This is a genomic window from Albibacillus kandeliae, from assembly GCF_003116585.1.
In the GTDB taxonomy this organism is placed as follows: Bacteria; Pseudomonadota; Alphaproteobacteria; order Rhodobacterales; family Rhodobacteraceae; genus Albibacillus; species Albibacillus kandeliae.
Genome location: NZ_QEHM01000001.1, coordinates 1,042,954 through 1,066,834 on the forward strand (window position 1 = coordinate 1,042,954; position 23,881 = coordinate 1,066,834).

20 protein-coding genes are annotated in these 23,881 nt (G+C 65.7%); 10 read left to right on the forward strand and 10 right to left on the reverse strand.

The window, feature by feature from the left end; genetic code table 11:
* Nucleotides 1-26: 26 nt before the first annotated feature.
* The 7 genes from DDT93_RS04890 (at nt 27) to DDT93_RS04925 (ending at nt 7,864) form a co-directional block, all read left to right on the forward strand.
* The gene (locus tag DDT93_RS04890) at nt 27-854 is read left to right on the forward strand and encodes an acyl-homoserine-lactone synthase (protein WP_232825368.1); all 828 of its coding nucleotides are present in this window, start codon (nt 27-29) and stop codon (nt 852-854) included.
* A gap of 337 nt (nt 855-1,191) precedes the next feature.
* On the forward strand, nt 1,192-2,451 hold the full coding sequence (locus DDT93_RS04895; protein WP_109464647.1) for an imelysin family protein: 1,260 nt from the start codon (nt 1,192-1,194) through the stop codon (nt 2,449-2,451).
* A gap of 80 nt (nt 2,452-2,531) precedes the next feature.
* A complete protein-coding gene (locus tag DDT93_RS04900; RefSeq protein WP_109464648.1) occupies nt 2,532-3,548 on the forward strand; it encodes a porin in 1,017 nt (338 codons plus the stop codon).
* A gap of 247 nt (nt 3,549-3,795) precedes the next feature.
* Entirely contained in the window at nt 3,796-4,281 is a 486-nt protein-coding gene (gene bfr / locus DDT93_RS04910) for a bacterioferritin (protein WP_109464650.1), read from the forward strand.
* Nucleotides 4,253-5,794 (forward strand): di-heme oxidoreductase family protein, encoded by a 1,542-nt coding sequence (locus DDT93_RS04915; RefSeq protein WP_109464651.1) that lies wholly within the window; start codon nt 4,253-4,255, stop codon nt 5,792-5,794. Before bfr ends, DDT93_RS04915 begins: the two co-directional genes overlap by 29 nt.
* Nucleotides 5,794-6,780: an imelysin family protein gene (locus tag DDT93_RS04920; RefSeq protein ID WP_109464652.1), complete on the forward strand. Its 987-nt coding sequence runs from the start codon at nt 5,794-5,796 to the stop codon at nt 6,778-6,780. The genes DDT93_RS04915 and DDT93_RS04920 overlap by 1 nt, the downstream gene beginning before the upstream one ends.
* A gap of 4 nt (nt 6,781-6,784) precedes the next feature.
* On the forward strand, nt 6,785-7,864 hold the full coding sequence (locus tag DDT93_RS04925) for a DUF1513 domain-containing protein (RefSeq protein ID WP_109464653.1): 1,080 nt from the start codon (nt 6,785-6,787) through the stop codon (nt 7,862-7,864).
* A 38-nt stretch (nt 7,865-7,902) separates the two neighbouring features.
* Here DDT93_RS04925 and DDT93_RS04930 read toward each other — a convergent pair whose 3' ends face one another.
* The 6 genes from DDT93_RS04930 to DDT93_RS04955 all read right to left on the reverse strand — a co-directional run bounded on the left by DDT93_RS04930 (nt 7,903) and on the right by DDT93_RS04955 (nt 15,019).
* Nucleotides 7,903-8,673 (reverse strand): ABC transporter ATP-binding protein, encoded by a 771-nt coding sequence (locus tag DDT93_RS04930; protein WP_109464654.1) that lies wholly within the window; start codon nt 8,671-8,673, stop codon nt 7,903-7,905.
* A complete protein-coding gene (locus tag DDT93_RS04935) occupies nt 8,670-9,644 on the reverse strand; it encodes a FecCD family ABC transporter permease (RefSeq protein WP_109464655.1) in 975 nt (324 codons plus the stop codon). The genes DDT93_RS04930 and DDT93_RS04935 overlap by 4 nt, the downstream gene beginning before the upstream one ends.
* Nucleotides 9,641-10,630, reverse strand: a complete 990-nt coding sequence (locus tag DDT93_RS04940) for a FecCD family ABC transporter permease (RefSeq protein ID WP_109464656.1) — start codon at nt 10,628-10,630, stop codon at nt 9,641-9,643. Before DDT93_RS04940 ends, DDT93_RS04935 begins: the two co-directional genes overlap by 4 nt.
* On the reverse strand, nt 10,627-11,649 hold the full coding sequence (locus DDT93_RS04945; protein ID WP_109464657.1) for an ABC transporter substrate-binding protein: 1,023 nt from the start codon (nt 11,647-11,649) through the stop codon (nt 10,627-10,629). Before DDT93_RS04945 ends, DDT93_RS04940 begins: the two co-directional genes overlap by 4 nt.
* Nucleotides 11,650-11,715: 66 nt before the next feature.
* On the reverse strand, nt 11,716-13,836 hold the full coding sequence (locus tag DDT93_RS04950; protein ID WP_109464658.1) for a TonB-dependent siderophore receptor: 2,121 nt from the start codon (nt 13,834-13,836) through the stop codon (nt 11,716-11,718).
* Between the two features lie 310 nt (nt 13,837-14,146).
* Nucleotides 14,147-15,019, reverse strand: coding sequence for an NAD(P)-dependent oxidoreductase (locus DDT93_RS04955; RefSeq protein WP_109464659.1), 873 nt, complete (start codon nt 15,017-15,019; stop codon nt 14,147-14,149).
* Nucleotides 15,020-15,149: 130 nt separating this feature from the next.
* Here DDT93_RS04955 and DDT93_RS04960 point away from each other — a divergent pair, with 130 nt between their 5' ends.
* Nucleotides 15,150-17,621, forward strand: a complete 2,472-nt coding sequence (locus tag DDT93_RS04960) for a penicillin acylase family protein (protein WP_109464660.1) — start codon at nt 15,150-15,152, stop codon at nt 17,619-17,621.
* A 112-nt stretch (nt 17,622-17,733) separates the two neighbouring features.
* Here the strand turns inward: DDT93_RS04960 and hflX are convergent, their stop codons facing one another.
* From hflX to trkA, 4 genes are all read right to left on the reverse strand, one after another.
* Nucleotides 17,734-19,005: a GTPase HflX gene (gene hflX, locus DDT93_RS04965; RefSeq protein WP_109464661.1), complete on the reverse strand. Its 1,272-nt coding sequence runs from the start codon at nt 19,003-19,005 to the stop codon at nt 17,734-17,736.
* Entirely contained in the window at nt 19,005-19,244 is a 240-nt protein-coding gene (hfq, locus tag DDT93_RS04970) for an RNA chaperone Hfq (protein WP_109464662.1), read from the reverse strand. The genes hflX and hfq overlap by 1 nt, the downstream gene beginning before the upstream one ends.
* 133 nt (nt 19,245-19,377) lie before the next feature.
* Nucleotides 19,378-20,913 carry a TrkH family potassium uptake protein gene (locus tag DDT93_RS04975; RefSeq protein WP_109464663.1) on the reverse strand — a complete coding sequence of 512 codons (1,536 nt, stop codon included), beginning with the start codon at nt 20,911-20,913 and terminating at the stop codon, nt 19,378-19,380.
* 3 nt (nt 20,914-20,916) lie between these two features.
* Nucleotides 20,917-22,293 carry a Trk system potassium transporter TrkA gene (trkA, locus tag DDT93_RS04980; protein ID WP_109464664.1) on the reverse strand — a complete coding sequence of 459 codons (1,377 nt, stop codon included), beginning with the start codon at nt 22,291-22,293 and terminating at the stop codon, nt 20,917-20,919.
* A gap of 117 nt (nt 22,294-22,410) precedes the next feature.
* Here trkA and DDT93_RS04985 point away from each other — a divergent pair, with 117 nt between their 5' ends.
* Entirely contained in the window at nt 22,411-22,890 is a 480-nt protein-coding gene (locus tag DDT93_RS04985; protein WP_109464665.1) for a hypothetical protein, read from the forward strand.
* 232 nt (nt 22,891-23,122) lie between these two features.
* The gene (locus DDT93_RS04990; protein WP_109464666.1) at nt 23,123-23,809 is read left to right on the forward strand and encodes a class I SAM-dependent methyltransferase; all 687 of its coding nucleotides are present in this window, start codon (nt 23,123-23,125) and stop codon (nt 23,807-23,809) included.
* The last annotated feature ends 72 nt before the right edge of the window (nt 23,810-23,881 follow it).

Below are 23,881 nucleotides of genomic sequence, written 5' to 3' on the forward strand. Positions count from 1 at the left end.
TGCAAGAAAAATATACTGAGGCAGGAATGAAACACACGCGCGACACCGTCGCAGGAGAGCCGGCGCATTCCGCTGTTTCGGAATTGTCACCGCTCGCCAGACCGGCAAATCTGAAGCCGGTTCAGGCGCAATCTCCTGGTGCAAACGGGCCCGGACTTTCGGGTGCCGCCGCAGAGCAAGCCGTTGCAACGCCCCGTCTGGTCACCTTGCCGCGCCCCCATGTTCCGGGCGGCCTCAAGGTCAGCACGCTGTCCTATCTCAACATGCATGAATTCGGCGACCTGCTGTCGAAATCCATGATGGTGCGCAAGCAGGTCTTCATCGATACGCTCGAATGGGATCTGCCGAACGTCGACAACATGGAGTTCGACCAGTACGACACGCCGATGTGCCGCTGGATCATCGTCCACGAGTTCGGCGAAGTGCTGGCCGGGATCAGGTTGGTGCCCACCACCGCCGTCTGTGGCACATATTCCTACATGCTCCGCGATGGCCAGCTTGGGCTGCTCAAGGATTTCCCGACCGACATCATGTTCTTCGAGGCCCCGGTCACCGAGAACATCTGGGAGGCATCGCGGCTGTTCATCGCCGAGGACGTACCGGCCCAGCACCGCAGCCAGGTCCAGTCGCTGCTGATGCGCGAGATGATCCTCGCCGCCGCCGACGAAGGCGCCAAGCACGTCATCGGCATCGTTCCGGCGGTGTGGTCGCGCTGGCTCCGCCGCCTCGGTCTCTACGCCGTTCCGATCGGTCCGCGCTTTACCATTGGCCGCATTTCCAGCCAGGCCGCGCTGTTCAGCGTCGCCGACCAGCTCGACTGGGCCCTCGGTAAAACCGACACGCCGGCCAGCTGACCAATAGACAGACGCGGCCCCTGGCCGCGGCCTCACATTTTTGTGACAGTACGCCTCTTACGAGAGGCTTGCGCTGTCCGCCCCCTAACTCTTCAAATCAAAACAACAAATCACGTTCCGGGCCATCGCGCCCGGGCCAATTCCATGCCCTTGCTCGGCGCGACATGAATTCCGATCTATTAACTCAGGATTGACGAAGCCGAGTTCTTTGGTCAGGTAATACCACAATGAGTCCGGTTGCGCCCCTGCACGCCTGTTTCGTGCCCTCCGCGCCAAGGACGGACCCGCACCAGAGCGGGAAAGATACAAGACGAAAACGCCGAAAGGACCTCGACGTATGATCCGCCTTCTTACCACGACCGCTACCCTGGCCTGCATCGGCTCTCTCGCCGCCGCCACGGAAAGCACCGAGGTCCTGACCAACTATGCCGACATCGCCGAGGCCGCCTATGGCGACAGCCTCACAACCGCCAAGGCACTCGACGCAGCCGTTGACGCGCTGATCGCAAACCCCTCCGAGGAAACCCTCGCCGCCGCCAAGACCGCATGGCTCGCCGCGCGCAATCCCTACCAGCAGACCGAAGTCTTCCGCTTCGGTAACCCCATCGTCGACGACTGGGAAGGCAAGGTGAACGCATGGCCGCTGGACGAGGGCCTGATCGACTATGTTGACGCCTCCTACGGCGGGCCGACCGATGAAAATGAACTGGCTGCGCTGAATGTCATCGCCAGCCCCCAGCTGACCATTGCCGGGTCCGAGGTCAATGCGACCGAGATCACCCCGGACCTGATCGCCGACACGCTGAACGAGGCCGACGGCATCGAGACCAACGTGGCGCGCGGTTACCACGCCATCGAGTTCCTGCTCTGGGGTCAGGACCTGAACGGCACCGAAGCGGGCGCGGGCAACCGTCCGTGGACCGACTATGCGCAGGGTGACGACTGCACCGGCGGCAACTGCGACCGTCGCGCGGCCTACCTTGCCGCCGCCTCCGACCTGCTGGTGAGCGATCTCGAGGAAATGGCGGGCAACTGGGCCGACGGCGGCGCGGCACGCGAGGCGCTGATGGCCGACGAGGGCGCTGGCATCGTCGCAATGCTGACCGGCATGGGCTCGCTGTCCTATGGCGAACAGGCGGGTGAGCGCATGCGCCTCGGCCTGATGCTGCACGATCCCGAGGAAGAGCACGACTGCTTCTCGGATAACACCCACAACAGCCACTACTACGATGGCCTCGGGGTCCAGAACGTCTACCTTGGCAAATACCAGCGCGTTGACGGCTCGACTGTCGAAGGCGCGTCGCTCTCCGACATGGTCGCCGCGGCCGACCCGGCCCTCGATACCGAGATGAAGGGCAAGCTCGACACCACGATGGCAGCCCTTGGCGCCATCAAGTCGGCAGCCGAAGGCGGCTTCTACTACGACATGATGCTGGCGCAGGGCAGCGACAAGGGCGAGGCCCTGATCATGGGCGGCGTCAACGGCCTGATCGACCAGACCCGCACCATCGAGCGCATCGTGACCGCTCTCGACCTCGACAGCATTGCCTTCGAAGGCTCTGACAGCCTCGACAATCCTTCGGCCGTCTTCGAATGACCGGCCGCTGAACCCCGGCACCGGTCGCCACTCCCCGGCGGTCCGGTGACCTCTCCTCCCTCCATGGACAACCAACAAGAATGAAAATCTCCATCCCCTCGATCCTCCTTGCCAGCGCAGCCGGTGTTACCCTCGCCGCACCCGCATGGGCCCAGGACTCCCGCTTTACCTGGGAAGGGTCGCTCGAATTCGACGCCGAGAAGGTGTACGACTCCGATGATGCCGCCAACGAGATCCACGATGTCTATCCGACCATCACCTTCGGCGCGCGCTATCGCTTCACCAACGTCGTCTCCGCCTTCGGCGCCCTGACCATCGAGCCCGTGCTCGATGCTACCGAGGACCGCGAATTCGATGACGTCGGCCTCTACTTCGACGAACTGGGCCTGACCTTCGACTTCGACGCGCTGTCGATCTCGGTCGGTAAGCTGCACCCGGCCTTCGGGGTCGCGTGGGACGCGGCGCCGGGCTACTTCGGCACCACCTTCGGCGAAGATTACGAGCTGAGCGAGCAGATCGGCGCCATGGCCGACTACGACGCCGGCGCGGCGGGCGTGTTCTCGCTGGCCGTGTTCTATGCCGACGACACCAAGCTCAGCGAAAGCTGGGGCACCAACCGGGGCCGCAACAGCTCGGATGACGGCGGCGCTGGCAACACCGGCGAACTCGACAACGTCGCCCTGCAATGGGCCAAGGAATTCGGCAGCACCACCGTCACCATCGGCGCGCGGATGCTTTCGGCTGGCACCGGCGACCCGGAAGACGAGCGTGGCTATGCGGCTGCCGTCAGCCATGACTTCGGCTCCGGCCTGTCGCTTCTTGCCGAGGTTGCACAGTTCAGCAACTACGGCGGCGGCACCGACGACGCGACCTACGCGACCCTCGGCGGCGCCTACACCACCGGCCCCTGGACCTACTCGGCAGTCTATTCGCAGCGCGATATCGACAACGCCACCAAAGACACCATGTCGACCGTGGGTCTGAACTACACCTTTGCCAACGGCCTCGACATCGGCGGCGCCCTCGCTCTCTTCGAAGAAGACGAGGTTCAGTCCAAGTCCGTCGGTCTGTCTGTCGCGTTCCCGCTCGGAGGATAACAACCGTGATCGTCTGTCACTGCATGAGTATCAGCGAAGCCGACATTCACAGTGCCATCGACTGGATGAGGGCCGCCGATGGCGAGGCCCTCATCACGCCCGGCAAGATCTATCGCGCGCTCGGCAAGTCCGCGGACTGCGGCGGCTGCATGCCACTCTTTCTTGCTACCATGCGCGCGAATGATAACTTAGAGGTTCCAATGCAACTTCGCGGCCTGCGCCGCGGAACAACACAGGAGCCCAGATCATGCAAGGCGACGCAAAAGTCATCGAATATCTCAACAGCGCCATTCGGTCAGAGCTGACGGCCGTCAGCCAGTACTGGCTCCACTTTCGCCTGCAGGAAGACTGGGGCCTCGGCCACATGGCCAAGAAAAGCCGTGAGGAAAGCATCGAGGAGATGCACCACGCCGACAAGCTGATCCAGCGCGTGATCTTCCTCGGCGGTCATCCGAACCTGCAAAAGCTCGACCCGCTGCGCATTGGCCAGAACGCCAAGGAAACGCTGGATTGCGACCTGGCTGCCGAAATGGAAGCGATCAAGCTCTACAAAGAAGCCCGCGCCTATTGCAACTCGGTCGGTGACTACGTATCGCAGAAGCTCTTCGAGGACCTGTTGATGGACGAAGAAGGTCACGTCGACTTCCTCGAAACTCAGATCGAGCTTTTCGAGAACCTGGGGGCAGAAAAATATGCGCAGCTCAATGCGCTTCCGATGGACGAAGCCGAGTAAACTCGCGCTTGCACTATGCCTGGCCGCGGGCGCGAGCGCAGCGGCCAGCTACGACAAACTGGACGATCCCCACCTGGACGTCATCCCCCGCACCAAGTCGGAGCGCGCGCGGATCGCGGCAGTGGTGGCACCGACCTCGGATTTCTCGGCACCCGAGAAGTTCGAGGCCCTTCCGGCAGGAGCCTCCTCGGTCCGCGCCCGTACCAACGCAGACGCGTTTTCGCAACCCTCCGGCAACATGAGTTTCGAGCGCGAGCTCGACTTCAAGGTCGGCAACGGGCTGTTCCGCAAGATCTGGGTCTCCGCGCCCTCCTCCACGCTCGCCTCGGACGGTCTCGGCCCCCTCTACAACGCGCGCGGCTGCCAGAACTGCCATATCAAGGACGGTCGCGGCCATCCCCCCGAAGGGCCCGAGGATACCGCCGTCTCGATGTTCCTGCGCATCTCGGTCCCGGGGCATCCCACCGCCGAAACCGATCAGATCGCCGACTACATCGCCACTGCACCCGATCCGAACTACGGCGCGCAGCTGCAGGATTTCGCCGTTGCGGGTCTGAAATCCGAGTATCGCCTCGGCGTCGCCTACGAGGATATCGAGGTTGCGCTCTCCGACGGAGAGGTCGCTCATCTGCGCGCGCCCACCTACACCGCCGAAGACCTCGGCTACGGCCCGCTGGCACCCGGCGCCATGCTCAGCCCCCGGGTCGCGCCCCAGATGATCGGGCTCGGCCTGCTGGAGGCGATCCCCGCTGCCGACATCCTCGCCCATGCCGACCCGGACGACGCAGACGGCGACGGCATCTCGGGACGTCCCAACATCGTCTGGTCCATCGAGTTCAACCGCCCGATGCTCGGACGCTTCGGTCACAAGGCGGGCGCGCCGACGGTGATGCACCAGTCCGCCGCCGCCTTCGTCGGTGACATCGGCATCTCGAACCCTCTGTTTCCCTTCCACTCGGGCGAATGCATGCCCGCGCAGGTCGATTGCATCGCCGCCCCAAACGGCGCCAATGCCGCGCAGGACGACCTCGAGATCGACAAGGAAGGCATGGACCTCGTCGCCTTCTACTCGCGCAACCTCGCCGTGCCCGAGCGGCGCGATGTCGACGACCCGGAGGTGCTGCACGGCAAGCAGGTGTTCTATGCCTCCGGCTGCCCCGCCTGCCATACGCCCAAGTTCGTCACCGCGCGGCTGAAGGACCAGCCCGAGCAGAGCTTCCAGCTGATCTGGCCCTATACCGACATGCTGCTGCACGACATGGGCGAAGGCCTCGCCGATCATCGCCCCGAAGCCCGCGCCACCGGCACCGAATGGCGTACCGCGCCGCTCTGGGGCATCGGCATGACCAAACAGGTCAGCGGGTTCGAAACCTACCTTCACGACGGTCGCGCCCGCACCCTGCTCGAAGCGGTGCTCTGGCACGGCGGCGAGGCGCAGGCCTCCCGCGACAGGGTGGTCTCGATGCCCAAGGCCGACCGCGACGCTCTTATCAAGTACCTCGGGAGTCTCTGATGCGAATAGCCCTACCCCTCTGTGCCCTGCTGGCGCTTGCGCCCCCCGCGATGGCCGACGTGGAAAGGGCGCTGGACGAGACCATCCTGCCCGGGTTCTTCAGTTTCGCAACCGCGACCGAAGACCTCGCCCGCGACGCGCAGACCGGCTGCACGCCCGAGGAACTCTCGGCCAGCTACAACGCCGCCTACGATGCCTGGATGGAGGTCGCCGACCTCCACATGGGCCCCTCCGAGACGCGCGCGCTGACCATCGAATTCTGGCCCGACACGCGCGGGTTCACCCCCAAGACACTGAAGGGACTGATCGCGGCGGAGGATCCGGTGGTCGATGACCCGGCCGCCTTCAACGAGAGCTCCATCGCCGGGCGCGGCTTCCTCGCGCTCGACATGCTGCTGTTCGACCCAGACTTCGCCGGCTACCGGGAGGGCGACTACACCTGCCGCCTGGTGCAGGCTGTCGCCACCGACCTCGCGGCCCAGGCGCGGCTGCTGAACGAGGAATGGTCCGGCACCTTCGCGCAGACGCTTCGCAGTGCCGGGGAAGCCGGCAATGCGACCTACCTCAGCAAGGACGAAGCCACCCGCGCCCTTTACACCCAGCTGGTCGCGGGGCTCGAGTTCATCGCCGATACCCGCCTCGGCCGTCCGCTTGGCACCTACGACCGTCCGCGCCCCACGCGGGCCGAGGCCTACCGCTCCGGCAGGTCGCTGCGCAACGTGGTCCTCGCGCTCAAGGCCGACGACGCGCTGGCCCATGCCCTTGCCGACCGTCCGCTGCCCGAAACCGAAAAGGCCATCGCTCATGCGCTGACTTCGGCAGACCGGGTGACGGATCCGGCCTTCCAGGACATCGACGACCCGCAGTCGCGGATCAAGGTCGAGGTGCTGCAACAAGCCGTTCGCGCCGTGAAGGATGCCGTCGAGATCGAGATCGGCGTCCCGATGGGCATCACGCCCGGTTTCAACTCGCAGGACGGAGACTGACCGCATGATCCCCCGCCGCGCCTTTCTCGCCAGTTTGCTTGCCGCCGGGGCCGCCCCGACCCTCGGCTGGGCCGACGTCGGCAACCCCAGCTACATCGCCGCCGCCAAGCTCGGGGATGGCAGCTTTGCCCTCTTCGGCCTCGCCGCGGATGGCGCGCAGCGCTTCCAGGTGCCGCTGCCCGCGCGTGGCCACGCAGGAGCCGGGCATCCCACCCGTGCCATCGCGGTCGCCTTCGCCCGCCGCCCCGGCACCTTCGCGCTGGTGCTCGACTGCGCCTCGGGCGAGGTGCTGCACCGGCTCCACGCCCCCGACAACCGGCATTTCAACGGCCACGGCATCTTCGTCGACGGCGGCGCTGTCCTGCTGACGGCCGAGCAGGTGTCCGAAGGCAGCGCAGGCCGCATCGGGGTCTGGGACGCCGACAAGGGGTTCAAGCGGATCGGCGAGTTCGACAGCCACGGCATCGGCCCGCACGACCTGCGCCTGCTGCCGGATGGCGAGACGCTGGTGATCGCCAACGGCGGCATTCAGACCGATCCCCACACCCGGGCCAAGCTCAACACCGAAACCATGCGCCCGAACCTCACCTACATGGACCAGCAGGGCAACGTGCTGGAACAGTACGAGCTGGACGAGGACCTGCACCAGAACTCGATCCGCCACCTCGCCATGCGCGAAGACGGTCTGATTGCCTTCGCGATGCAATGGGAAGGCGAAGAGAACGCCGCGCCTCCGCTGCTGGGCCTGCACCGCCGCGGCTGGGACGCGCCCGTGCTGGCCGAGGCGCCGCTGGCCGACGAACTGGCAATGGACGCCTACGCCGGCTCGGTCGCCTTTACCGGCAGCGGCGAAGAGGTCGCGATCACCTCGCCGCGCGGCGGACGCGTCCACCGCTTTGCCCCAGACGGAACCTTCCTCGGGGTGGTCTCCCGCACTGATGTCTGTGGCCTCGCAACGCATGGCAACGGGTTTCTGGCCAGTGACGGCCTTGGCGGCCTGATCACCATCGAGAACGGCGAAGCGCGTCCCGCCAACCGCGCCGATTGCGCGTGGGACAACCACATCGTTCCCTTGTCGGTCTGAGTAGGCTCCGCGCGCCACGGCGCGCGGCAGCTCCCTGACTATAGCGGAATGACCATCGGCGTGCCGGTCACCGGATCCGGCACCACCTGCGCGGACAGACCAAAGGCCGTCTTCAGGTGCTCGGGCACCAGCACGTCGGCGGGCGCGCCGACCGCGACGAGCCCCTCGCGCCCCAACAGCACCAGCTGATCCGAATAGCGTGCCGCGAGGTTCAGGTCGTGCAGCACGCTGACCACCGTCAGCCCGGTCTCGCGATTGCGCCGTCTCAGCAACCCCAGCACCTCGATCTGGTGCACGAGGTCAAGGAAGGTCGTCGGTTCGTCCAGCAACAGCAGCGGCGTCGTCTGGGCCAGCACCAGTGCGATCCACGCCCGCTGCCGCTGCCCGCCCGACAGCTCGTTCAGCGGCCGCTCTTCGAGCTCGCCAAGCCCCACAGCCTCCAGCGCCGACGCGCAGGCCTGCGCGTCGGCCTCGCGCCAGGGGCTCAGCGCCCCGCGCCAGGGCGTCCGCCCCCGCCGCACCAGATCGCCAACACTGATCCCCTCCGGGGCCACCGGCGCCTGCGGCAGGATCGCCATGCGCCGCGCCAGCATCCGCGTGTTGGTCCGGTGCACATCCGTCCCGTCCAGCAGCACCCGGCCCGCGACCGGCTGGATCAGCCGGGCCAGCGCCTTCAGCAACGTGGACTTGCCGCAGCCATTCGGCCCGAGGATCGCGGTCATCTGCCCCTCTGGCACCTCGAGGTCGAGCCCCTCGATCACGCTGCGCCGGTCGTAGCCGAGCGAAAGCCCCTCGGTCCGCAAGCTCATAGCCCGCCCCTTTCCATTTCGCGCGAGAGCCGCCACAGCAGGTAGGGCGCTCCCAGTATGCCCGTCGTCACCCCGGCAGGCAGCTGTAGTCCCGGCACCGCACCCCGGGCGGCCAGATCGGCCAGAACCAGAACCAGCGCCCCGGCCCCAGCTGCCGAGAGGAGGCGGCCCGCAAGGCTCCTCGCGCCAGTGATGCGTTGCCCCAGCGGCCCGGACATCAGGGCGACAAAGGGCACCGGCCCGGCAACGGCAACCCCGGCGGCCGCCAGCAGAACCCCGGTCGCGGCCAACGTCCAGCGCACCCGTTCGACCCCGATGCCCAGCCCGGCGGCAAGCTCTTCGCCCAGTTCGAGCGCAGACAGCACGCGCACCTGCGCCAGCGCGGCGATCACGAGCACAAGCCCAAGGCCCCAGACCTGCGCCGCATGGGTCCAGTTCCGCGCAGCCAACGACCCCGTCAGCCAGCGCTGCGCCTCCACCGCCTCGGCATGGGGCAAGAGCGTCATCAGGAAAGTCGAGAAGGCGGAGCAGAGAAACCCGATTCCAAGCCCAACAAGGATCAGGGTCAGCGGCGGCGTGGCATGGCCGGGCCGCCAGCTGAGCCCCGCGACCAGCAAGGCTGCAACCGCACCGCCTGCCGCCGCGACCAGAGGCATCGGCGCGCTGAACCCGAAGGCGATTGCCGCGATGATCGCGAGCCCTGCGCCCGAGGTGAAACCCATCACGTCCGGCGCGGCCAGCGGGTTGCGCAGGACAGTCTGGAACAGCGCCCCGGAAAGCCCCAGCACGGCCCCCGCGCCAAGCCCGGTCAGCACGCGCGGCCCACGGATATTGCCAATGACCATCGCGCCCGGTCCCTGCCCGGTCGTCAGCCCCTCCCAGAGCATCGAGAACGGCATCGACACCTGCCCAAGCAGCAGGGCGGCCAAGGTGGCCCCCAGCAGCAGAACGACGAGCAGAAGTCCCCTCATGCCGCACCTGCCCCGGGCCGCAGTCGCCGCGCGATGACGAGGAAGACCGGACCACCCAGCAGCGCGGTCATGATCCCGGCCCGCACCTCCGAGGGGGCCATGACCACCCGCCCGAGCGTATCGGCCAGCAGCAGAACGGTGGCGCCCAGCATCGCGGCCATCACCAGCTCCGCCCGCAGGCGGTGCCCGGCGATCATCCGCGCCAGCGGCGGCACCATCAGCCCGAGGAAGGCGATGGGCCCGGCAACCGCGACGGCGGCGCCAGTGGTCAGCGTGACGGCGACCAGCGCGCCCGCCTGAACCCGTCCGGGCCGGGTGCCGAGCCCCCGCGACAGCGCGCCGCCAAGTGACAGCGCCTCGATCCCCGGGGCGAAGAGCAACGCCAGCACGCCACCCAGCCCCGCGACCGCCGCCATTTCCGCCACCGGGCGGGCCACCGCCTGGCTCAGCGACCCCGCGACCCAGAACCGGAAGATGTCGAGCGAATCCTGCCGGATCAGCACGATGGCGGTCACCAGCGACAGCAGCAGCGCGTTCAGCGCGGCCCCGGCCAGAGTCAGGCGGACCGGGCCGACATCGCCCCGCAGGCCACCGCCAAGCGCAAAGACCGCCGCCGCCGCCATCGCCGCGCCGGGGAACGCAAGGAGCGCCAGTGCCGCCTCGTCCGCGCGGCCCAGCAAGGTGGACCCGACCAGCAGGGCAAAGGCCGCACCCGCGTTCACGCCCAGCAGTCCGGGGTCAGCCAGCGGATTGCGCGTCACCGATTGCATCAGCACCCCCGCGACCCCGAGGGCCGCCCCGGCGACCAGCCCGGCACAGAGCCGCGGAATGCGGATCGCCATCAGCGTGACATGCGCCGGGTTCTGCGGATCATATGCCGTCAGCGCCTGCAGGTAGGCGTCCAGCGACATGTCGCGCACCCCCACGGTCAGCGAGGCCAGCGCGGCCAGCGCCAGCAGCCCCGCAACGACGATCCATCGCGTCACCCTGCGAGACCCGCGTCGCGGGCAGAGGGCACGACGGTGGCGGGGTCGCCATCCAGCGCCAGCGCGAACTCGGGTTCGAACTGTTCCAGCGCAAAGGGCAGCGACAGCACGCTGCCAAAGGACATGGCCCCGCCGAGCAACTCCCCGGCAAAGACCTCGCGCCCCTCCTGCTGGACCTTCAGCGTCCCGCGCATGGCGAGGTTGGCAATGTCCGGGGCGCGGGCGGCGGACGAGATCCAGACCAGCAGGTCGGCCTCCAGCGGCGTCAGATCCTCCGGCGAGAGGTTGGTATAGAACCCGTCGATGGCTGGCATTCGGCTCAGCCCCTCGGTCGGCTGGAATCCCAGCATCGACAGGAACCGCGCCCGCGTGTCCTCCCCCATGAAGGCCCCGGTCTGTCCGCCGTCATGCCACGCGGCCACGGCAGTCTTGCCCTCCCAGTCGGGGTGACGGGCGCGGGCGTCGGCGAACAGCCCCTCGACCCGGGCCACCAGATCGGCGGCCGTCGCATCCTTGCCAAGCGCGCGGCCGATGGTTTCGACCTCGACCTGCCAGGGGCTGCCGTAGGTGGTGTATTCGGCTGGCTGCATCAGCACCGGCGCAATCTGCGAGAGCATGGCGTATTCCGCCTCGGATATGCCCGACCCAGTGCCAAGGATCAGATCGGGCGCGAGGCTCGCCACCGTCTCGATCGAAACTTCACCGCGCATCACGACGGGCTCGGCATCCCCGAGGTAGGGCTGCGCCCAGGGCCAGACGCCATAGGGATAATCGCCATACCAATAGCGCAGACCCAGCGGCGCGGTGCCAAGCGCCAGCAGTGTGTCCTGCGTGTTGTAGCCAAGCGAGACGACCCGCTCGGCCGGCTTCTTCAACTCGATCTCGCCATAGACATGGGAAAACCGCAGACCACCCGAGGCCCGCACCGCCGGCGCGGCCAGCGTGGCGGCGGCACCCGCCAGAACGGCGCGCCGGGTCAGTCCCCTGTGGGTCCGGTTCGTGGGGCGGGCAATGGTCATTCTCGGGTCTCCCAGATCTTGAAGGTCACCCGCCGGGATCGGCGGATGACCATTGGTTTCAGAGGTTTACCAGGTGTACTTCAACGTCGCGCTCACGGCGCGTCCATCGCCGTAGTAAAGCGAACCGTAGTAGTTCGTGGTGATGTAGTCCTCGTCCATGAGGTTGGTGACGTTCACCGCCAGGCTGACGTTCTTGGCAAGGTCGTAGCCAAAGGCCGCGTCCACCACGGTGTAGCTCGGCACACTGACAGCGTTGGCATCGTCCCCATAGGTCTGGCCCACGTAACGCACACCCAGCCCGAAGGTCATGTCGCCACGGTCGCCCGCACCGGGAACGGTGTAGTCGGCCCAGATCGAGGCGATGTGCTCGGGCACGCGCGACGGGCGATTGCCCTCGTTGGTGGCGATCCCGTCCTCGACGATCTCGGAGTCCCAGTACGAATAGGCCACGGTCAGGTTCAGACGGTTGTTGAGCTCCATCTTGCCTTCAAGTTCGAGCCCGCGAACGTTGACCTCGCCGATCTGGCGCTGCTCGGTAGCCGTCACGTAGGTGTTCACGTTGGTCTGCGACAAGTCAAAGATCGCGGCGGTGAACATCGCGTTCAGATTGTCGGGGCGGTACTTAACGCCCACCTCGTACTGCTGACCCTCCTTGGCGTCCGCAGTGATGTCCCACACGTTCGGCTCGAAGGACTCCGAGTAGTTCGCGTAGAGCGACACCTCTTGCGTCGCCTTGTAGGTCAGGCCGAACCGCTTGGTGAAGGCGTCGAAGTCCCGGCCCGTGGTGGTGTCGGTGCCCGGATAGTAGATATCGACGTCGGCAAAGTCGTAGCGCCCGCCGATGGTCGCGATCCAGCGGCCAAAGGTCAGCTCTTCCTGCAGGTAGATCGACTTGGTCTCCTGCTCCGGCACCCAGTCGATGTAATCGTAAAGGGTGACGCAGCTGCGGCCGCAGTAGGCGATGTTGTAGATGTCGATCCCGTCGGCCGTCCCGAACAGCGCCTCTTCATCGACCTTCAGCCAGGTGTACTCCAGACCAAAGAGCGTCTTGCTGGCGACGTTGCCGAATGTGGTGTCGTACTGGAACTGGTTGTCGATCGCGAACTGTTCGCTGTCGCTGTAGACCGCAAAGGACGACCGGTCGGCGGTCGCATCCGTGGTCGCCCCATAGACCTGCTCGTAGGTCAGGCTCATCTGGGTATAGCGCGCATTCTGACGGAAGGTCAGGCCATTGCCGAAATCATGGCGGAACATCCAGCCCGCGCTTTTCTCGATGGTGTCGAAGCGGTTGAAATCCGGCTCGCCCAGGAAGGTGTCGCGGTCGATGCCAGCCCCCTCGGGGAAGCCCACGCCCGGAACCCCGTCACGCTTGAGGTAGTCGACCGAGAAAGTCAGCTCGGTCGCATCGGTCGGCCGCCAGGTCGCGGCCAGCGCGAGGAAGGCCCGGTCGTCGTTCGAATAGTCGTAGCTGTAAGCGCCGTCCTGAAGCTTGGTGGTGACGCGATAGCTCCAGTCCGTCCCGATCACGTCACCAAAGTCGGCGCCGATCTCGGCGTGGTCCGGACCGACCGTGGTGTAGATCTCGCCAAACTTGTAGCTCTTCGGCGTCTTGGTCACGGCGTTGACCAGACCACCCGGCGCATTCATCCCGAAGAGCGAGGAGTTCGACCCCTTCAGCACTTCGACCCGGTCATAGGCATAGGGCTCGCGCCGCCCAAAGGTCCAGCCCTGTCCCCGCACGGGCAGACCGTCGCGGTAGGTCCCCATCGACAGCTCGTCAAAGCCGCGGATCCGGAACCCGTCGTAGCGGTCGTCGCTGCCCCATTCGTTCACCATGACGCCCGAGGTATAGGCAATCACCTGTTCGAGGTTCTGCGCCTTGCGCTTTTCGATCTCCTTGCTGGTCACGACCGAAACGGATCCGGCGGTGTCGAGGATGTCGGTGTCGGTCTTGCTGCCGCTGGTAGCCTCGGTGGCCACGATGGTTGTGGAGTCGTCGTCTTCCGAACGCACCGTGATCGGTTCAAGCGTCACGGTCGTGCCGGTATCCCCCGAAGACTGCGCCAGCGCCAGCGACGGAACGACGAGCGCGGTGCAGGACAGCAGCAGGGTCAGGGCCAGTTTCGATGCAGGTCGCGCCGGTGCCGCGGCGCCCTCCATCCCACCCCATGCGGATTTGAGAGTCATGATTGGAATTCCAGAGCCAGTGTTGTCGGATCGGCTCGCTGTTCCAGATCAGGACGCCCCCGCGCCCTGGGAATATTGGCTTGCTGAACGGGGCCTTATCTGACGGAAACGCTAGGGAATTGAAAGAGGCAAGTCACAAACTGTTGAAATTAGGAAAACCCTCCCTAGCGGAATGGCTCCGGTGCACAGTTTTCGACGCATTTGGGGGGATTACAGTGGGCGTGACGTGGGGTCGGGTTCACAGGTGTGAACTGCCCGGACGGCCGGAGGCGCGGCGCGATGCACCACGCCTCTCTGTATTCTAGGGTGTTCAGCCGATGGCGCGCAGCCGTTTGAACAGGCTCGACGTGTCCCAACGGCCGCCGCCAAGCTTCTGGACGTCCTTGTAGAACTGGTCGACGAGCGCGGTCACCGGAAGGCTCGCGCCATTCTCGTCGGCGGTATCGAGGCAGATCCCGAGGTCCTTGCGCATCCAGTCCACCGCGAAACCATGCTCGAAGTGGTCGTCCAGCATGGTTTCGTAGCGGTTCGCCATCTGCCAGCTGCCAGCCGCGCCCTGGCTGATCACCTCGACCACCTTCCGCCCGTCCAGTCCGGACTTCTCGGCGAAATGCAGGGCTTCCGACAGCCCCTGCACGAGACCGGCAATGGCGATCTGGTTGCACATCTTGGTCATCTGGCCCGCGCCGCTGTCGCCCAGACGGCGGCAAATCTTGGAATAGCTGCCGATGATCGGTTCGGCCCGCGCATAGGCGCCTTCGTCGCCCCCGCACATGACCGAGAGCACGCCGTTCTCGGCGCCCGCCTGCCCGCCCGAGATCGGCGCATCGACAAAGCTGATCTGGCGCGCGTCGGCGGCGGCATACAGCTCACGCGTCACCCGCGCCGAGACGGTGGTGTGATCGACGAAGACCGCGCCGTTCGACATGCCCGCAAAGGCGCCCTCGTCGCCAAGGCAGACGCTGCGCAAATCGTCATCGTTGCCCACGCAGGACATCACGAAATCGGCACCTTTTGCCGCCTCGCGCGGGGTCGACGCCGCCGCGCCGCCATACTCCGCCACCCACTTTCGGGCCTTGGACTCCGTGCGATTGTAGACGGTCACGTCGTGCCCCGCCTTCTGAAGGTGGCCCGCCATCGGGTAGCCCATGACCCCCAGTCCCAGAAACGCCAGCTTTGCCATCAACTTTCCCCTTGGTGCATCTTTCATTAATCTGGGATTCTCACTATCAGGCCACAGCGGCGGGTCAAAGCGTCTGACTGCGCGAAACACCGCCGGGACGGGACCAATCGGGACCAACAGGGACAAGACTATGGCACGCGCGTTTCGCTGGCTGCTGCGGATTACCGCCGGGCTGATCCTTCTCGTCGTACTCGGCATGTGCCTTGTCTACTTCCTCGCCTCCCAGTCGCTGCCCGACTACGACAAGACGCTCGCCGTGCCGGTCATCAGCGCCCCGGTCGAGATCGTCCGCGACAATTCCGACGTGCCCCATATCTTCGGCAAGAATGACGAGGACGTGTTCTTCGGGCTCGGTTATGCCCACGCACAGGACCGGCTGTGGCAGATGACCATGCTGCGCCGCACTGCTCAGGGTCGGCTGTCGGAAGTCTTTGGCCAGCGCACCGTTGCCATCGACCGCATTCTGCGGCGGCTCGACATCTACCGCCTTGCCCAGCAGTCCGTCGCCTCGCAGGACGCCGAAACCCTCGCCGCGCTCCGGGCCTATTCCGCCGGGGTCAACGCGCGGCTGGAAGAGATCAACCAGCGCGCCCTTGGCCGCGGCGCGCCCGAGATGTTCCTGTTCAACGCCCCGGTTGCGCCCTGGCAGCCAGCCGACTCGCTCGCCATCGTCAAGCTGATGGCGCTGCGCCTGTCCGGTCATCTCCAGAGCGAGGTGCTGCGCGCCCGTGTCTCGCTGATGCTGCCCGACCCGGCGCGGATCTCGGATATCCTGCCCGACGCACCCGGCAGCGGCATCGCCGCCCTGCCCGAGTACGCCAGCCTGTTCCCCGACCTGCCGCGCTATGCCGAGGGGCACCACATGCCCGACTCGCCGCTCTCGCCCATCCCGCAGCGCGATCTCGGCGGCGCCTCCAACGCCTGGGCCGCCGCGCCGTCGCGCTCGGCCTCGGGCGGCACGCTGCTGGCCAACGACCCGCACCTTGGCTTCACCGCGCCCTCCGTCTGGTACCTTGCCCGGCTGGAGCTGCAATCCGGCGGCGTCATCGGCGGTACCATTCCGGGCATGCCCGTCGTGCTAACCGGACGCAGCGCGCGCCTCGGCTGGGGGCTAACCTCATCCTACCTCGACGACCAGGACCTCTACATCGAGAAACTGAACCCGGATAACCCCGAGGAATACCTCACGCCGGACGGCTACAAGCGGTTCGAATCCCGCCCCTCGATCATCGAGATCAAGGACGCCCCGCCGATCACCCTCACCCTGCGCTGGACCGAGAACGGCCCCGTCCTGCCCGGCAGCCAGTTCGACCTCGATGCGATCACGCCGCCGGGGCATGTCGTCTCGCTCGCCTGGACCGCGCTCAGCCCGCGCGACACCTCGCTGAGCGCCGCCATCGCGCTGATGCATTCGGGCACCGTCGAAGAGGCGATCAAGGTCTCCGAGGCCTATATCGCGCCATCTCAGAACCTGATGCTGGCCGATCAGCAGACCATCGCGATGAAGACTATCGGCGCCGTCCCGCGCCGCGATGCACGCCACCAGAGCCAGGGCCGCATGCCCAGCCAGGGCTGGCGGGCCGAGAACCGCTGGCTGGGCCGGATGCCCTACGAGTCGAACCCCGAGTTCGTCAGCCCCCGCGGCGGCATCCTCGGCAACACCAACAACAAGATGGTCGACCGCCCCTTCCCTGATCACATCTCGTTCGACTGGGGCGACACCCAGCGGATCAACCGCTGGCAGCGGCTGATGCAGTCGCGTCAGGTTCACACGCGCGAAAGCTTCATCGAGGCGCAGCTGGACCCCGTCAGCTACACCGCCCGCACCCTGCTGCCCCTGATCGGTGCCGACCTCTGGTTTACCGGCGAAGCCGCGCCCGATGGCACGCCCCAGCGTCAGCGCCAGATCGCGCTCAAGCTGCTTGCCGAGTGGAACGGCGAGATGAACGAGCACCTGCCCGAGCCGCTGATCTACGCTGCGTGGCTGCGCGCACTGCAGGACCGCCTGATCCGCGACGAACTCGGGCCCCTTGCCGACCAGTTCACCCATGTGGAGCCGCTATTCATCGAACGGGTGTTCCGCGACGTGGATGGCGCCAGCGTCTGGTGCGACGTGATCCAGAGCGCGCCCAAGGAGACCTGCACCGACATGGCCCGCCTCGCGCTCGACGATGCGCTGGTCTGGATCGGCGAACGCTACGGGACCGCACTGGAATCGCTGCGCTGGGGCGACGCCCACCAGGCCACCCATGACCACGAGGTTCTGGGCGACGTGCCGCTGCTGCGCTACTTCGTGAACATCCGCCAGTCCACCAGCGGCGGCGACAACACGCTCCAGCGCGGGCTGACCAAAGGCACCGGCCCGGACCCCTTCGAGAACGTGCACGGCGCGGGCTATCGCGGCGTCTACGACTTTGCCGACCCGGACAGTTCGGTCTTCATCATCTCGACCGGCCAGTCCGGGCACTTCCTGTCGCGCCACTACGACGACATGGCCCAGCTTTGGCGGCGCGGCGAATACATCCCGATGTCGCTGGACGTGGAACTCGCCAAGGCTGCGGCCGTCGGGATCACCCACCTCGTGCCGTCGCCCAAGGAGTAGACACCGAGCGCCGGTCCCGCTGGGGACCGCCCACTTTAAAAGAATGGCCCGCGCCTTGATCAGGTGCGGGCCATTCTTTTGATGGATAAGGTCGGAGACCTCAGACAGGCACCTACAGCGCCTGGAATTGCGCTTCCTGCCGCGGGGTCCAGATCACGACAAGGTCAAACCCGTCCTCGACCTGCGTCTCGCTGCGCACGAGGTCCTGTTCGAACAGCCAGGCGCGTTTCTTGCCCTCGCTGAAGGCAAGGTGCAGTTCCGCCTCGCGGCGGACGCCCTGCAACTGGTAGGCTACCTCGGCCAGCAGCCGCTCGACCCCCTCGCCGGTGATCGCCGAGATGGCAAAGATGCCCTCTTCGCGCTCTGCCCGCGCCCGGCGAGCATCGGCTTCCTCGGGCGGCAACAGGTCGAGCTTGTTCCAGACCTCGAGCTTTGGCCGAGTCTCGTCGACACCGAGCGACGTCAGGATCGCCTCGACATCCTCCGCCTGCTCGGCGTTGTTCGGATGCGCAACGTCCCGCACGTGGATGATGACATCGGCCTCCAGCACCTCTTCCAGCGTCGCACGGAAGGCGGCGACCAGCTGGGTCGGCAGGTCCGAGATGAAGCCCACGGTGTCGGACAGGATGATCTCGGGCCCGTCCGGCAGAACCACCCGACGCATGGTCGGGTCGAGCGTGGCAAAGAGCATGTCCTTGGCCAGCACTTCCGCCCCGGTCAGCCGGTTGAACAGAGTCGACTTGCCGGCGTTGGTGTAGCCCACCAGCGCGACGATCGGATAGGGCACCTTGGCGCGCGCCGCGCGGTGCAGCGTGCGCGTCTTGACCACCTTCTCGAGCTGTCGCTTGAGCCGTACGATCTGGGTGTCGATGGCGCGACGGTCCGCCTCGATCTGGGTTTCACCGGGGCCGCCGACGAAACCGAGCCCGCCCCGCTGACGTTCGAGGTGGGTCCAGGCCCGCACCAGCCGCGTCCGCTGATAGCTGAGGGCCGCCATCTCGACCTGAAGCACACCCTCCCGGGTCCGCGCGCGTTCCGAGAAGATCTCCAGAATCAGGCCGGTCCGGTCCAGCAGCTTGACCTTCCACTCGCGTTCGAGGTTGCGTTGCTGCACCGGCGTCACCGGTCCGTCGATCAGGACCAGCTCGACCTCGTTTTCCTTGAACCGCCTGCCGAGTTCCTCGATCTTGCCCGAACCGAACAGCAATCCGGCCTGCGCCTTGGGCAGGGGAACGATCTCGCCACCGAGGACATCAAGATCCGGCAAAGCCGCGGCAAGTGCCACGGCTTCGTCCAGCGCGGGGCCCGCCGCGCGGCGATCCTTCTCGGATTTCAGGTCGGGATGCAGCACCCAGGCCCGGGTGCGCGCCCTGTCATGTTCCATCAAGAAGCGTCTTCGCCCTCATAGAGGCTGATCGGCTGTGCCGGCATGATGGTCGAAATCGCGTGTTTGTAGACAAGCTGCGACTGACCATCGCGGCGCAGAAGCACGCAGAAGTTGTCAAACCACGTAATGACGCCTTGCAGCTTCACGCCGTTGATCAAAAAGATTGTGACCGGGACCTTTGTCTTGCGCACGTGATTCAGGAACGCGTCCTGAAGATTCTGTTTGTCCGAAGCCATATGTAATTAATCTCGCTTTTGTTCTTGCCACGCGCCGCGTACCAACGCGCCCCTCCCCTTAAGTATGAGGCTTGGCGTGGGGAGATTCCACCCTAAAAAATCAGCCTCTTAATTCACCGTTTCCGGACCGTGTTCAACGCCGCCAGAGATCGGGGGTGAACAGCGCCACGATGGCCAGCGTTTCCAGCCGCCCAAGGATCATGGCGGCGCAGAGCACGCCCTTGGCCGCATCCCCCAGCTCGGCCAGGTGGATCGGGCTCTCGGCCGCGCTCTGAATCAGCGGCCCCGTGGTCGAGAGCGTGGCGATGGACAGCACCAGCGCCTGATCGAACGGCACGCCAAGCCCGGCGAGGACCACCTGAATCACCGAAAAGGAGAGCGCGAAGAGCATGAAGAACACCCAGGCGATAAAGGCGCCGTCCTTCTGGATCCGCTTGTTGCCGCCCATCGCACCGCTGACAGATGAGGGATGTACCAGCCGCTGCATCTCGCGCAGGCCGTTGAGGTAGAGCGCATAGACCCGCAACAGCTTGACCCCGCCTGCGGTGGTGGCCACCCCGCCGCCCATCAGGGCCAGCCCCATCAGGATCAGCCCCGAGGTGCCAAGCCCCGACCACTGCTGCGCCCCGGCCCAGTCCGCACTCTCGAACCCGGTCGTGGTGAGATAGCTCATCACCGTGAACATCGCCCCCCAGAACGAGGCCAGCGCCGAGGCCGTGTTCTCGGCCGCGTCGATCTCGTAGGCAGCCAGCCAGTGCCGCAGGAACAGCAGCAGCGGGAGAATCACCACCAGCAGGATGCCGATGCGGAACTCCGGGTCGCGGTCGAGCTGGCCGTGCCCGCGCAGCACCGTGTCGCTGGAGAAGGTCAGGCGGGAGAGTGCGAAGAACATGAAGAGGAACAGGATGATCTCGCCCACCACCCCGGCATGGGCGCCCTGCAGGCCACCCACCGGCGAAATGCCCGACGTCGCCATGACCGACATCGCGTGGCAGAGCGCGACCAGCGAATCCTCTCCCGCCATCAGCAGCAGCACCCAGACCGCCGCCGTCAGCCCGACGTAGATCGGCACGAGGGCGACCACCGCCCGTTCCAGTCGCCGCCCCGGATCGGCGCGCAGGATGTCACGGCGGTTCAGCGTACCCTGCCCCGGCTCGCCCTGCGCCGTCACCTCGAACCCGCCCAGCGACAGCGGCGCGAGGATGGCCGAAGCCGCAACCCACATCAGCAGGCCGCCCAGCCAGCCGACCTCGGCGCGCCAGAGATGCAGCGACGAGACCAGCCGCCCCGGCTCGTTCCGGAACATGTCGGCGCCGGTCGTGGTGATGGCGCTGACCATGTCGAAGTAGGAGTTGAGAAAACTGGTGGTCTTCAGCGTGTCGTGGAACGGCAGCGCCAGAAAGGCAGGCAGAACCGCAAAGGTCGCCAGCAGCGACAGCAGCAGGCTGATCGGCCCGTGGGTCGATGGCCGCCCGCCGATGGCCAGCGCGATCAGCGTGACCGTGATCAGCCCGAGGGTACCGGTGTAGAAGAACGCCCGCGACGCCGGGTGGTCATCCATCACCACCGCGTGGCTCGCCGGGATGTACATCGCCAGCGACATCACCCCCCAGATCAGGAGGAAGAGCGGCAACCGCATCAGCAGGCCCGGTGTTTCCTGCCGACGCATGGATCAGAAGAAGTCGATCGAGACCTGCAACAGTCTCTCGACCTCGGGCACGTCGTCGGCCATGGCGAAGAGCGCGATCACGTCTCCCGCCTCGATCCGCAAGGTGCCGACCGGGCGCTTGACCTCGCCGTTCTTCATCACGGCGCCAATCAGCACGCCTTCGGGGAAATCAATGTCGCGCATGGTCTGTCCCGCCATGGGCGAGGTCGACATCACTTCGGCCTCGATCACCTCGGCCTCGGCATCGCCGATCGAATAGACCTGCCGCACGCGGCCATGCCGGATGTGGCGCAGGATCGAACTCACGGTGGTCGCACGCGGGTTGATGTAGGCGTCGATCCCCAGCGGCTCCATCAGCGGCACCAGCGTCGGATCGTTGATCAGCGCGATGGCATAGGGGCAGCCCTCGGCCTTGGCGCGGACGGCGGCCAGCATGTTGGTCTTGTCATCGTCGGTCACTGCCAGCATGGCGTCGGCCCGCGAGATCCCCGCCTCGTTCAGCAGCGCGCTGTCGAGCCCGTCACCGTGCAGCACGATGGTCCGCTCCAGCGCCTCGGCGGCGCGTTCGGCGATAGCGCGGCTGCGTTCGATCACCTTGGTCCGGGTGCGCCCGTGGCGTTCCTCCAGCGCGCGCGCCACGGTCAGCCCGACGTTGCCGCCACCAACCAGCACCAGACGCTCCTGCGTCTTCTGGCTCTTGCCGAACACCTCGAGCGTGCGGTTCACGTCATCCACGTGGGCGAAGACATAGCAATGGTCGCCGACGAAAAGCTGGTCGTTCGGCTCTGGCGCAAACAGCGTTCCCTCGCGCCGGATCCCGACCACGATGGACCGCAGGGTCGAGAACAGGTCGGTCAGCTGGCGCAGCGGCGTGTTGATGATGGGGCAGTCGTGCTGGATTGTGATCCCCAGAAGCTGCGCCTTGCCGTCCATGAAGGTCTCGGTATCGAAGGCGGCCGGCGCCGAGAGGCGGCGCATGGCGGCGGCGGCAACCTCGCGCTCGGGGCTGATCACCACGTCGATGGGCAGGTGATCGCGGCGGTAGAGATCCGAGTAGATCGCCGTCAGGTAGGACTGGGCTCGCAGGCGGGCGATCTTGCGGTTGATCGAGAAGACGGAATGCGCCACCTGGCAGGTCACCATGTTGACCTCGTCAGAGTGGGTGGCAGCGATGATCATGTCCGCGTCGCGGGCGCCTGCGCGTTCCAACACGTCGGGATAACTGGCAAATCCGGCGATGCCCTGAACGTCCAGCGTATCGGTGGCGCGGCGTACGAGGTCGGGATTGCTGTCGACGACGGTCACATCGTTCATCTCGCCCGACAGGTGACGCGCAATCTGCCAGCCGACCTGCCCCGCACCACAAATGATGACCTTCATGCTCTTATGCTCTCTGGCTCGTTTTCTGGCCGTGCGTGCCGAGCCTTTTGAATGGCAGATGCTCCCGACACGGTCAATTCAATTGTCACCCGCCCCGCCATGCGGCAGGATGCGCCCATGAAAACCACGTTCAAGATTGCCCTCATGTGCGGCGTGCTCGCCTCCTGCGGGCCCGTGTCGATGTACTACAAACCCGGCGCCAGCGTCTCGCGTCTGGACACCGACACCACGAACTGCCAGGTCGCGGCGCTCAAGGATGCGCCGGTGGCCAACGAGATCCGGCGCAGCCCGCCGGTCTACTACCCCGGCCCCCGGATCTGCCGCCCGGGCGGAAACTGCTATTACCGCCCCGGTTACTGGGATCCGGGCAACATCTACACCGTCGACACCAACAAGCCCCTGCGCGACAAGGTCACCCAGCAGTGCATGGCGGCCCGCGGCTACCAGCAGGTCAACATCCAGCGCTGTTCCGAAGGCGTGAAGCAATCCGCGCCCGCCGTGCAGACCACAGTGATGCCGAACCTCACGCAGTCGAGCTGCATCATCCCCTACCAGAGCGGCCAGTGGCAGATCGTGACCCCGGCCAGCGGGGGCTAGAGCGCCTAAGTTGGGGCCATGATCTTGGCCCCAAGCCCTTCAGAAGAAAACTGAATATCAGCGAAAACCCGTTCGCCTCGCACCGGGTTTTGCCCCTAACTAATTTGCGTTTCGATAGTTCGCCAATTGGCCCCGGTTAATCCCATCCGCTCGGTTCCGCCTGTCCAATCCAAGCCGCTGGTCGCGACTCAGTTCCTCTCCTAAGGTTTCGACACCATCTAGGGAGGACGTGATGGGATTTTTTACAGACCACGAAAGATTCAATACAACGAGTACAGTTGCGTCAGATCTCGAAAGACTGGATTTCAGGTTCAGACACGTCATCGAACGCAACAGGGAACTGATTGAAAACAAGCGCGTTCTGGACATCGCGTCACATGACGGTCGCTTTTCATTTGCCGCCCTGCGGGGCGCCGGCGCCACATCGGTTGTCGGCATCGAGGCAAGGGACCACCTTGTCAAACATGCCGAAGACACCTTTGCCTTCTACAATGCTGAACCGGGTAGCTATCGTTTCCTGACCGGCGACGTCTTTGAAAAGCTCGACGAGATCGAACCGAATTCAATAGATACCGCATTGGTCCTTGGATTTCTCTATCACACGGCGCGCCAATACGAGCTGATTTCCAAACTGTCCAAACTGGGGATCAAATCCCTCATCGTCGACAGCAAGGTTTTGCGAAACGTGGAAAAGCCCTACGTCCTGCTCGAAATGGAACGCACCCAACAGGACGCGATGATCTGGGACGAGAGCCGCTCTCATGTCCTGTCCTCGGTCCCGTCCGCCGCAGCCCTCGAACTCTATCTGACCGAGTTCGGCTATCGGGTAACCCACCAGCCACCGGAGGGGGATGTTCCGAAACGCGCGCGCGTCTACCTCAGGAAGGGCCGCGTGACGATGATCGGCCAGAAGGACTGATCAGGACCATTCTGTCCAAGCCGTAACACGGAACGGCTTGGCACTCTTGAATACTGTCTCCCGCGACGGCCC